10 protein-coding genes are annotated in these 12,117 nt (G+C 50.7%); 2 read left to right on the top strand and 8 right to left on the bottom strand.

From position 1 onward, the window contains the following. Positions 1–926: 926 nt before the first annotated feature. The 4 genes from AZF00_RS00925 to AZF00_RS00910 form a co-directional block, all read right to left on the bottom strand. Positions 927–2,171 (bottom strand): ammonium transporter AmtB, encoded by a 1,245-nt coding sequence (locus AZF00_RS00925; RefSeq protein ID WP_062382461.1) that lies wholly within the window; start codon positions 2,169–2,171, stop codon positions 927–929. Positions 2,172–2,237: 66 nt separating this feature from the next. Further along, a complete protein-coding gene (gene glnK, locus AZF00_RS00920) occupies positions 2,238–2,576 on the bottom strand; it encodes a P-II family nitrogen regulator (RefSeq protein WP_008253407.1) in 339 nt (112 codons plus the stop codon). 86 nt (positions 2,577–2,662) lie between these two features. Further along, positions 2,663–3,328 carry a TorF family putative porin gene (locus AZF00_RS00915; RefSeq protein WP_062382458.1) on the bottom strand — a complete coding sequence of 222 codons (666 nt, stop codon included), beginning with the start codon at positions 3,326–3,328 and terminating at the stop codon, positions 2,663–2,665. Positions 3,329–3,809: 481 nt separating this feature from the next. After that, entirely contained in the window at positions 3,810–4,739 is a 930-nt protein-coding gene (locus tag AZF00_RS00910; protein WP_008253403.1) for a hypothetical protein, read from the bottom strand. Positions 4,740–5,832: 1,093 nt separating this feature from the next. Here AZF00_RS00910 and AZF00_RS00905 point away from each other — a divergent pair. Further along, positions 5,833–6,603, top strand: a complete 771-nt coding sequence (locus tag AZF00_RS00905; RefSeq protein WP_062382456.1) for a dienelactone hydrolase family protein — start codon at positions 5,833–5,835, stop codon at positions 6,601–6,603. Between the two features lie 37 nt (positions 6,604–6,640). Here the strand turns inward: AZF00_RS00905 and AZF00_RS00900 are convergent, their stop codons facing one another. Beyond that, a complete protein-coding gene (locus AZF00_RS00900) occupies positions 6,641–7,918 on the bottom strand; it encodes an Nramp family divalent metal transporter (RefSeq protein ID WP_156474830.1) in 1,278 nt (425 codons plus the stop codon). Between the two features lie 54 nt (positions 7,919–7,972). On the opposite strand from AZF00_RS00900, the gene AZF00_RS00895 reads away from it, so the two are divergent. Then, positions 7,973–9,373 carry an ABC1 kinase family protein gene (locus AZF00_RS00895; RefSeq protein ID WP_062382449.1) on the top strand — a complete coding sequence of 467 codons (1,401 nt, stop codon included), beginning with the start codon at positions 7,973–7,975 and terminating at the stop codon, positions 9,371–9,373. Positions 9,374–9,498: 125 nt separating this feature from the next. On the opposite strand, the gene AZF00_RS00890 is transcribed toward AZF00_RS00895, so the two are convergent. From AZF00_RS00890 to urtE, 3 genes are all read right to left on the bottom strand, one after another. Further along, entirely contained in the window at positions 9,499–10,080 is a 582-nt protein-coding gene (locus tag AZF00_RS00890) for a YceI family protein (RefSeq protein ID WP_008253399.1), read from the bottom strand. Continuing rightward, the gene (locus tag AZF00_RS00885) at positions 10,077–10,673 is read right to left on the bottom strand and encodes a cytochrome b (RefSeq protein ID WP_062382446.1); all 597 of its coding nucleotides are present in this window, start codon (positions 10,671–10,673) and stop codon (positions 10,077–10,079) included. Before AZF00_RS00885 ends, AZF00_RS00890 begins: the two co-directional genes overlap by 4 nt. A 746-nt stretch (positions 10,674–11,419) precedes the next feature. Then, entirely contained in the window at positions 11,420–12,115 is a 696-nt protein-coding gene (urtE, locus tag AZF00_RS00880) for an urea ABC transporter ATP-binding subunit UrtE (protein ID WP_008253397.1), read from the bottom strand. Positions 12,116–12,117: the final 2 nt, after the last annotated feature.

Genomic DNA, 12,117 nt, shown 5'->3' with positions numbered 1-12,117 from the left:
AAACATAACGTATCGTTCATGCGACGTTCGAGCGTCGCCCCTGCGAAGGCAGGGGCCCATCTCAGCAACGTCGTATAAAAATCAGCCCTGCTTGCAAAAGCATTCGCTGCGCTCACGTGGATACCTGCCTGCGCAGGTATGACCTCGTTCTGGTTGATACCCATCACTGCCTTCGCAGGTATGACGCCACGCTGGAACATAACGTATCGTTCATGCGACGTTCGAGCGTCGCCCCTGCGAAGGCAGGGGCCCATCTCAGCAACGCCGTATAAAAATTAGCCCTGCTTGCAAAAGCATTCGCTGCGCTCACGTGGATACCTGCCTGCGCAGGTATGACCTCGTTCTGGTTGATACCCATCACTACCTTCGCAGGTATGACGCCACGCTGGAGCATATCGTATCGTTCATGCGACGTTCGAGCATCGCCCCTGCGGAGGCAGGGGGTCCATCTCAGCAACGTCGTATAAAAATTAGCCCTGCTTGCAAAAGCATTCGCTGCGCTCACGTGGATACCTGCCTGCGCAGGTATGACCTCGTTCTGGTTGATACCCATCACTGCCTTCGCAGGTATGACGCCACCCTGGAGCATACCGTATCGCTCATGCGACTTTCGAGCGTCGCCCCTGCGAAGGCAGGGGCTCATCTTAGCAACGTCGTATAAAAATCAGCCCTGCTTGCAAAAGCATTCGCTGCGCTCACGTGGATACCTGCCTGCGCAGGTATGACCTCGTTCTGGTTGATACCTATCACTGCCTGCGCAGGTATGACTCAAACTCGAAATCATCACTCCGCAGAAGAATTTTAGGCCGATGCTTGCGGGGGAGAAAGTGGCCGGATCGGCTTTTGCGTCTCCGGTCTCCCGTCAAACCTAAAGCAAAAAAAAGGGCGCTCAATGAGCGCCCTGAAATCACCAAACGGGGAGAGTCTTACTTGTTGGTGAATTCTGGATAAGCTTCCATACCGCATTCAGAGAGGTCGACACCTTCGTACTCTTCCTCTTCAGATACACGTATGCCCATAACCACTTTGAGTATGCTCCAAACCACCAGGCTTGCACCAAATACCCAAGCGAAGATGATCGCTGCGCCGTAAATCTGAGCACCAAAGCTGGCATCGGTGTTCGTTAATGGCACGGCCATCAGGCCCCACAAACCAACAACACCGTGTACAGAGATCGCACCAACTGGATCGTCGATTTTGATTTTGTCCAAGGCCAAGATCGAGAACACAACAATCACACCACCAACGGCACCGATTAAGGTTGCGGCCATTGGGCCAGGTGTCAGTGGTTCTGCAGTAATAGCAACCAGACCAGCCAAGGCGCCGTTCAATGCCATGGTCAAATCCGCTTTACCGAACAGAATGCGAGCAACCAACAGGGCAGCAATCAAACCACCTGAAGCAGCGGCGTTGGTGTTAACAAATACTTGTGCCGTGGCGTTGGCTTCTTCAATGTTAGAAACCATCAGCTCAGAGCCGCCGTTGAAGCCGAACCAGCCCATCCACAGAATGAAGGTACCGAGGGTTGCCAACGGCAGGTTAGCGCCAGGGATCGCATTAACTTGACCACTTGCACCGTACTTGCCCTTACGTGCACCCAGTAGCAATACACCAGCCAATGCTGCCGCAGCGCCACACATGTGAACCACACCAGAACCCGCGAAGTCAGAGAAGCCAGCTGCGTCTAAGAAACCGCCGCCCCATTTCCACATACCTTGTAGTGGGTAAATAACACCGGTCATTACCACTGCAAAAGCAAGGAAGGCCCATAGTTTCATGCGCTCAGCAACCGCACCGGAAACAATCGACATAGCAGTAGCAACAAACACTACTTGGAAGAAGAAGTCTGAAGAACCAGAGTAGTAGATGTCGCCGTTAGAGGCTAAGACCTCTTCTACTGACGCATCAGAAATGCCATTGCCAAACCATGAGTCAGGCAGAATGCCACCCTCCGAACCACCGTACATAATGGTGTAACCGCACAACAAATACATGGTGCAGGCAATTGCGTACAGTGCGATGTTTTTGGTTAAAATTTCAGTCGTATTTTTTGAACGAACCAGACCGGCTTCGAGCATGGCAAAACCTGCTGCCATCCACATAACCAGCGCGCCACAGACGAGGAAGTAGAACGTGTCCAGGGCGTACTTGACCTGTATGATGTCTTCCATCACATGCCCTCCAAAGGGAAAGAGAATAATCTTTTAATTAATGTTTATAACAACCGTAATGCGAAATTAAATAGCGTCTTCGCCAGTCTCGCCGGTACGGATACGAACAACCTGCTCAAGTGCGGTTACAAAAATTTTGCCGTCACCAATTTTGCCGGTATTCGCTGATTTAGTAATTGCTTCAATAGTCGGCTCAACGGAACCGTCAGCAACTGCAACTTCGATCTTCACCTTAGGAAGAAAATCTACAACGTACTCAGCGCCACGATACAACTCTGTGTGACCTTTTTGGCGACCAAAACCCTTCACCTCGGTAACAGTTATGCCCTGTACGCCGATGTCAGACAGCGCCTCACGCACATCATCAAGTTTGAATGGCTTAATAACAGCCGTAATCAATTTCATCGGAAATCTCCTGTTAATGTGCGTGAATCACACACTAGGACTAAGTTAAAAAAATGACCGGCAACAACAAGTCACCGGTCGGGGTATTACATAGAAATTGGCAAGCTATAAGAAACAATGAATTTTGGATCTGTATCTACAGCTAAAACATCATCACCATCCTGCTGGCTCACAATAAACGACAGATTGTCGTTATAAGCATAAGAGAGGTCGGCGTGCATAGTTTCGTCACCATCGATATCTTCCATACCAATAGTTAACGAGAATGCACCTACACTGCCGCTAACGGTGTAGTAGTTGTATAAGGTGTAGCCAGATGGGCCAGCAATCGGCTCATAGTAAGAGACGCTAATTGGGCCAAGACCAACGGTAAGGATTAGGTCAGAATGCTCGAATAAATCCGTTTCTTCAGTGCCAAGGTAGCCAGCGCCCGAAGGATAGTTGTAATTCCAAACGCTGATGTCGAAACTTACACCGCCACCAATTTCCATACCGTAGCCAGCGTATAGGTCGTACTCGGTGCCAGCAGATGTATCACCAGAAGATGCCCAAGCGCCAATATAGGCACCACTAGTGCTGTAGCTTAGATCACCGGACACGGCAGGCGTACCGGAGCCTAAGTCATAACCACGCCACAAGTAAGTGCTAGCAACACCAACACTAGCGGCGACTTCAGCAGAAGCTGGAGCAGCAATCATCGTCATTGAAGCAGCTGCAACACCGGCAGCCAGTAAAGTTTTCATTGATTTCATATTTTAGTCTCCGCATTTTGGTATATAGAAAGTGATCAAGCACAATCTTGTCTTAGCTATAGCATGTTCGATGCCAACTACATTTTTATTATTTAAATTCAACAAGTTACAGAGAAGTCACTCCATACAAACAAAGCAGGACAATAATCAGGCTTTGCAGGCCTATCCAAAACCACGAGCTTACGCACAAACATAGTGCATAGGGCAAAATATGCTTTACAAAACGCCTCAAAAATATGCACACAGCCATTACTAAGTGCTAAACAAGCTTAAAAATGCCGTCGGAAATTGAAATTTAATCTAACAAAAACAAATAGTTAACTAGAGACCGCAGGGTTTGACTTCACCATCCTCACCTACCGCTACTTGCTGCGCACTATTTGAGTGCCTGCGCACTATTTGCCAGCGATATCGCTTTTTATTGAATAAAAAAAGGGCGCCATAGGCACCCTTTTAGGACAAGATAAAGCGTAATCGAGAATTAGTCTGACTTAGCAGGCTGCTCCGCGCCCTGCTGAGCTTCTAATTTTTCAATACGTTGACGCAAGCGCGCAATTTCACGCTGCAAGGCTTTGAGACTCACCTCACTGCTTGAGGGCACCGCTTTCACCGTACTTGTGATCAATTGATCGACTAAAATGCGGCCTGGCTTACCCGCTGAACCCATTACGCCAGGGCTGCCTGCAAGCCCGCCTGTTGCCCCGGCAACCCACTTCCGACCACTGCCTGTTAGCGTTTTTTTAGTTGCATAATAACCGCCGCCACCAGCACCACCAGAACCCGCATCACCACCTTCACCACCTGCTCCGCCATCGGCATTAATACTGAGGCGACTCACCATGCTGTCGCCAGATTCAGTTTTGGCAACACTTTGATACAAAAAGGTAACATCACCGCCACGACCACCTTCACCGCCGTCGCCACCGTTACCGCCTTCACCCGCAACCTCGGCGTCACATTTAGTATTAAGGTCAGCGCCATCACCACCAGCACCACCGAGGCCACCGTCACCACCAGCACTGAAAATTTCCATGCTGCCCAGGCTTTCTAAGGCAAGTTGTAAGCGGATTTCAACACCATCGCTACCAGCTTGACCACTTTCTCCGGGCTGACCGTCGACAAACTCATCACAGGCTGGCGCGGTCACTCCTGGCGCACCGTTTTGACCAGCAGATCCGCGACCATCTATGACCACATTTTTACCAATATTAGCCAGTCGGGCATGTACCCGCCACGAGTTTACCCCGGGAGCAAAGCTAATTCGGGCATCGTCACCAATATTCAGCTTATCTAAAATCAATTCCTGTTGATCAACACCAACAAGATAGGCTTGGCCAGCCGGAATTGTTAAATCGGTTGCCATGCTCGTCAGCGGAACCAATGCTAACGCCATTGTGGCAAGGTATTTCATGAGAGTGTCCTAAAGGGGTAAAGGCCGCCATTATAATCCTTGGCAAGAATAAAAATGCGGCATTTTGTGTGAATAGTCATCAATTAGTATGACATATGTGACGGACGGTTATGCACCCAAAATCACTTCCGCATATTTATTACGGCGGAGATTTATTTCAATATCTCAGCGTCAGGCTCGACTTTTCGTCATAGCGATCCATTTCAATGCTTAACGTTTTTGTCATCCCTGGAGAGGTAAGGACAATTATCTACGAGGGCGTTGCGAAGATCTTGTTGAGTTAACACTTAAAACCAAGCTCCGTCGCTGGGATGGACTCCTGCCTTCGCAGGAGTGACGACAATTTAATTCTCTATTAACGTTCAGCCTTCGCAGGAGTGACCGCCTATCCCTTCCATTACTAAGTCATCCCTGCGCAGGCAGGGATCCATATGAGCGCAGCGAATGCTTATTACGCCAACGTATAAGCCCACATTCCGTTGCAAAGATGGACCCCTGCCTTCGCAGGGGCGGTGCTCGGCCTTCGCAGGAGTGACGAAATCAACAGCGTCATCCCTGCGCAGGCAGGGATCCATATGAGCGCAGCAAATACTTATTACACCAACGCCTAAGCCCACATTCCGCTGCAAAGATGGACCCCTGCCTTCGCAGGGGCGGTGGTCGGCCTTCGCAGGAGTGACGAAATCAACAGCGTCATACCTGCGCAGGAGTGACGAATGATTGATTTGTTGTCATACCTGCGCAGGCAGGTATCCAGGTACAGCGCAGCGAATGCTTAATTACGCCAACGTCTAAGCCCACATTCCGTTGCAAAGATGGACCCCTGCCTTCGCAGGGGCGGTGCTCGGCCTTCACAGGAAGGACGGCTTATAATTTAAGTCATACCGCGCAAGCAAGGATACCCGAACACAGTGAATACTTTTGATACAAGCGTGATAGCTTGAGGCAGCTGCGGGTCAGTCTCTGTAACTCTTCTGGCGGGGCAAATGCCTTGATCGCCGGCGGCCCAACATCCGGCCCTATCACCCGTCATCTTATTAGCGTTATATTGCGTAGCACTGGTTTGAATTTGACTAAAAAGAAGGAGCCTAGAATGAAGTTAGTCGCATGGTTTAGCGCATTAGTATTTTTTGCCTCGGCGGCGAATGCCGAGCTTGTTGAGAGTAAGTTAACACTGCCAGGTAAGTTGGGTTCGGCGGTGCTGTACAGCGATTCATCCAAAACCGAAGCCGGTCCGGCGGTGATTGTTGTGCATGAGTGGTGGGGATTAAATGATTATGCCCGAGGCCGGGCGCAGCAATTAGCCGAAGCGGGTTATACGGCTATCGCGGTAGATATGTATGGCAATGGCAAAAGCACCGAGCATCCCAAAGACGCCATGGCGTTTATGAATGCGGCGTTGGCCGAGCCCGCTAAAATGAATGCCCGCTTTGACGCGGCATTGGCTATTTTGCGTAAGCAGCCCGCTGTGGATGCCAGCAAATTGTACGCGATTGGTTACTGCTTTGGTGGCGCTGTGGTGTTGAATCAGGCGCGGCGCGGCTTAGATTTGGCTGGAGTCGCCAGTTTTCATGGCAGCTTGGGCACCGAAACTAAAGCTAAGCCAGACACGATTAAAGCGAAGGTTTTAGTGGCAACCGGCGGTGCCGATCCCATGGTACCGCCCGCGCAGGTCGGTGGTTTTGTTGAAGAAATGAGTGCCGCCGGGGTGGATTTGCAGTTATTGAGTTTCCCCGGCGTTGTGCATAGCTTCACTAACCCTGGCTCTACCGCGATTGGTGAAAAAACCAAAATGCCTTTGGCCTATGACGCCAATGCCGACCGCGTAAGCTGGGAAGCCTTAATGACGATGCTAGCAGAGTAAATAGCGAACTCGGTACGCCCTACTCACGCGTGCCGAGTTAGTTAAACAGTGACTGTAGGCTAAGAAAGCCAAATACGATCAAGGCTAGGATAATAAGAATATTACTGCCGATGCCAAATCGATGCGCTTTAGTAATGATGCGGTTATTTAAATACAGCAAAGTTAATGCAAGAAAGGGCATAAAAAACGCACCGGTCACCGCGTAAAGCATCACCAACCACACGGGTTTCCCCAGTAGTAAAAGGAGCATGGGAGGCAGTGCGAGATAGCCTAAAAAGCCCCGATAGGCCCAACTATTCTGGTCGGCTGCGGCTCGTTGTTTAGATTTGCTGCGGGTGGCCATTATATCGGCAAACAAATAGGGCACCCCCTGCCATACACCGAGCATAGAGCTAAACACCGCCGCCCAGACCCCGAGTAAAAACACCTCTCTAAATACCGGCGACAATGTGCGCCCTAACTCGTCGGCCATGGCCACTAACACTTGGTTACCTTGTATTGTGGCTGGCGCGGCTTTGGCAGCGAGTAACATAATGCCAATACCGAATAGCGCGGTAATGGTATAAGCCACGATCAAATCTACGCGGGCCAACGGCAGGGCGGCGCTGCTGTGCCACGCCTTTTCTCGCATCCAGTAGCCGTAGCACAGCAGGGTTACGCTGCCGCCAACCCCGCCGATGACGGCCAATACCATATTGTCATGAGATTGCACGCCAGTATCTGCAAGCAGAGTTTGTTGTAAATTAATGCCGGATAAATCAAGGCTGGCCAGTGCCGCCATTACCGTAGTAAACATCAATAGAATCAGCACTTTCATTGCCGACTCAAACACCGAGTAGCGACCAAACAACACCAATAATACGGCCAGCAGGGAGTGCAATACCGCCCAACTATTGATCGACAGCTGCGGGAATAAGGCATTGGCGGCGAGACCACAGGCCGCCATGAGGGCGGCGCCCACTAAGAAACCCCACAGCAAAAGATAAATCAGAAAATAGCTATTCACCCAGCGCGGCAAATGTTGTTGCCAGCCCTGCAAAATACTGGTGCCCGTGCTGAGTTGCCAGCGCGCCAAGCCTTCATTTAACGCCAGCTTGATGAGCGCGCCAAAAACCACCGCCCAAATAATTTGGCCGCCGAGACTGGCGCCGGATACAGCGGCGGCCACCAAATCTCCGGCGCCAAGACCGGTGGCGGCAACAACAAAACCGGGGCCGATCAAGGTCAGGTTTTTTAATAATTTCATGCTTGGCCTTAGGCGATATTGCTGGGTGACGTTTAGCATGAGTATGCCGATGAATTGATACTTCGTCACGCTAGGGCTCGGCGTTTACTGCGTTGTGCACCGACATTCTTTACAATAGCGCGTATGAGCGATTCGAATATTCCCCCAGATAAGCCCCTGCACCGCCTGAAAACTGGTGCGCTTTCCCGTCGTCTTGAGCTGTCAAAACTCGGCTTGCGCTATGGCAGTCGCGCCCTGCGTCAAAATTTATGGGAGCGGATTAGCGGCGACAGCGATGAGGCGCTGGCGAAGCGTCGCGAAAACATCGATTTTTTTGTCAGCGAGCTAGGCCGCTTAAAGGGCAGTGTGGTCAAAATTGGCCAGATGATGGCAACCTATGGCGACTATATGATGCCGCCGGAAGTGGCCGAGGCCCTGCACAATCTTGAAGACAACACCCCGCCCATGGCGTGGGCGGTCATTGAGCAAGCGCTGCACAAAGAGTTAGGGGCGGAGGCCTTGTCTGCTTTGAATATTGATCGTCAGCCATTGGCGGCGGCCTCGCTCGGCCAAGTGCACCGCGCGCGCCTGCGTGCAACGGGCGAACAGCTGTGTATTAAAGTGCAGTACCCCGGTGTGGAAGAAACTATCGATGCTGATTTTAACGCGGTGCTGCGCCTCTTGAAGGTGTCGCGGCTTTTATCCAGCACGCGCAATATTGACGACTGGTTTGGCGATATTCGTCTATTGCTCCACAAAGAAGTGGATTATGAGCAGGAACGTCGAGACCTTGATTTTGTCGGTAAATCTTTGGCCGCTGATGAGCGCTTTGTAGTACCAAAAAGCTACCCCGAATTTTCCACTCGCCGGGTGTTGACGATGAGCTACGAGGCGGCTGACTCGGTCAATTCTACCGCCGTGGCAAATTTACCCCAGGCGCGTCGCGATCGTTTGGGCAGTGCGGTATTAGATGTGTTCTTGACCGAGTTATTTACCTGGCGGCGGATGCAGACCGATCCCAATTTTGGCAATTTTCGGGTACGTATTGACCCTATTGGTAACCGCGATCAGTTGCTGCTCTTAGATTTTGGTGCCATGCGCATGTTGCCGGATGAGTTCGCCAATGAATTTTGTGCAATGATGGTCGCAGCCTATCAGCGAGATAGCGCAGTATTTTTACAAAAATCGATTAGCTTGGGTTTTATGAAAGCCCATTTCCCCCAAGCAGTGTTAGATAATTTTGTCGATATTGGCATTGATATCGCTGAACCGCTGCGCACCCCAGATGAGCATGTTCCCGCGTATGCGGTAAATGAGCATGGCCAGTATCACTGGCGCCAGAGCGGCCTGCCCAAGCGGATTGCCAAGCGGGCCGTGGCGGCGTCGATCAGCAAATATTTTGCACTGCCGCCCAAAGACTTTTTATATGTGATGCGCAAACTCATGGGCATCTACGCCTTAATATCGCTGTTTGATGCGCAATTTACGGCAGATACGGCGCTGCTGAAATACCTGCCCGCTGCGTCGCCCCCGCCCGAGCGCTAGCAATAGTATTCCCTGCAAAACGCAGACGAAAAAAAGCCGCTAAAGGTAGCGGCCTAAAATTTTGAGACTGAGTGAGCTTAATTCCTAATCTTCGAGTAGTTCTACGCTCGAAAAGTTCAATTGGATTACATCATGGATTGCGCAATACCTTCGACATCCAAGGTCAACTCGACAATTTGTGATGCGGGGCCAAGGTCAAAATCAATGCCAAAGTCTTTCAAGGCAATTTCGGTAGTGCCGTGAAAGCCCTGACGGTAGCCGCCCCAAGGGTCTTTGCCGCCACCAATCTCGCTAACCGCAATCGTTACCGGCTTGCTGACGCCATGCAGGGTTAAAGTGCCTTTTAGCTCCGCTTTACCGTCACCTAAGGCCTTGAAACTCGTGCTTTTAAAGGTCGCTGTCGGGTATTTGTCTACCGCAAGAAAATCTTTGCCGCGCAAATGCTTGTCGCGCTCAGCGTGATTACTGTCGACGCTGGCAGTTTTAATAGTGACATCGACTGACGATGCATCTGGCTTGGCGGGATCGTAATTAAATCTACCCTCAAACTCATTAAAGCGACCATACAGCCAGCTATAGCCCAAGTGCTTAATTTTAAAATTGATAAACGCATGTGCACCGGCGGTGTCAATTTTGTATTCGGTGGCATGAAGCGCGCCACTAAAACTCAATAAAGCGGTAAATCCAATCGCGAGTAGACGTTTCATTGTTTGGCTTCCTTTTTGTTAATAGTGTGGTTGCTTGCTGATATTGCGTCGCGGCCCAGCATTTTTAGCAGAGTCGTGTCACGGTTAATAAAATGGTGTTTTAAGGCGGCGAGCGCATGAACGCTCGCTAGTGCGATTAGTACCCAAGCCAATATCTCATGGATCTCGCCCGCGATATCTTCCTGCTCAGGCAGATCATAAATTGTGGCCGGCACGCTAAACCAGTTAAATACCTCAATCGCGCGACCATCGGCGGTCGATATAAAGTAGCCCGCAATCATCAGAGCAAACATCAAACCGTACAGCGCAATATGCGTGAGGTGAGCAGTTATTCGCTCCCAGACCTTAAGGGCAGGATCATCGTCAGGGCGAATATTGAGATTGCGCCAAACCACGCGAATGATGAGTAAGACGAACAGTAATATACCGACACTTTTATGGATGGCTGGGCCGTCTTTGTACCACGGGTCGTAATAGGACAAACTGCGCATCCACAGCCCAAGGGCAAACATGCCTATGACCGCGAGCGCCATACTCCAATGCAAAGCGATGCTAAGCCAACCGTAACGGCTTGCGGTATTCTTGGCTGGCATGGCGTCTCCTTTGCCTCAGTTAAATCAATGAAGCTAGTATATAAAGAAACCGCTGATATAAAAGTGCAAAATTTTGGGTAAATAGATCAGGAATTTAGATCTATTTGATAATAGCCTTCTGAATGCGTTCGCTGCACTCATATGGACCCCTGCCTTCGCAGGGGTGACGAGGGGATTAGCTTGACGCATTGTTTAATTATAACGGTGCGTTATCCCTTCGTAGACAGGAATCCATGTGAGCCTAGCAAATGCCGTATCGCGCTAAATTTTAAGCCCGAACCCCGTTGCTGGGAGGGATCCCTGCCTTCGCAGGGGCAGTGCTCGGCCTACGCAGGAGTGACGGTTGATTTAGTCTGACGCAGTTACCGTCATCATTGCTCAGGCTCCCTAAACGTCATCCCTGCGCAGGCAGGGATCCATGTGAGCGTAGTGAATGCCGTATCGCGCTAAGGTTTAAGCCCGAACCCCGTTGCTGGGATGGACTCCTGCCTGCGCCGGAGTGACGAGTAGGTTAGCTTGGGGTATTTCTTCATTATGCCGGTGCGTCATTCCTGCGAAGGCAGGGATCGGTATCCACGTAAACAGCTCAGTGACTGCCTTGTTGGCTTAACGTTTAAGCCTGCACTGCGTTGCGAAGATGGACTCCTGCCTACGCAGGAGTGACGAGGGAATTAGCTTGACGCAATATTTAATTATAACCGTGCGTTATCCCTGCATCAGAGTGACGGCTTGCGGCAGCTAGGTTACTACACCGTCATATGCCGCCGTACGTCTTCTTCTACCATTTCGTCACCACTGCCAGATAATATTACTTCGCCGCGATCCATTACCGCGTAGTAATCTGCTAGCTCCCGGGCAAAATCAAAGTATTGCTCTACAAGGACAATCGCCATCTCGCCCTGCTGACGCAGGATGGTAATGACATTATGAATGTCTTTAATAATAGAGGGCTGTATCCCCTCTGTCGGCTCATCTAATACTAATAAACGCGGCTTAGTAATTAAGGCACGAGCTATCGCCAACTGCTGTTGTTGGCCGCCAGATAAATCGCCGCCGCGACGTTTGAGCATGCTTTTTAGCACCGGAAACAAATCAAATATTTCTGGGCTAATTTTACGCTGGCTGCGTTTGAGCGGCGCGTAGCCGGTATAAAGGTTTTCTTGCACGGTGAGCTGAGAGAAAATTTCGCGGCCCTGTGGCACATAGGCAATGCCCGCGCGGGCGCGATCTGCCGGGGCCATCGCGCTAATGTCTTTGCCATCAAGTACGATACTGCCGCCACGCACCGGATGGCGACCGGTGATGGCTCTTGCCAAGCTGGACTTACCTACACCGTTACGGCCGAGTATGCAGGTCACCTTGCCCTTCTCTGCGCTAATATTTACTTTGCGCAGCGCTTGGCTAGCGCCGTAATAGAGGTCAATCTCATTGACTAACAACATAG

This window comes from Zhongshania aliphaticivorans (assembly GCF_001586255.1).
GTDB lineage: Bacteria > Pseudomonadota > Gammaproteobacteria > Pseudomonadales > Spongiibacteraceae > Spongiibacter > Spongiibacter aliphaticivorans.
This window is presented reverse-complemented; position numbering and strand designations above follow the sequence as displayed.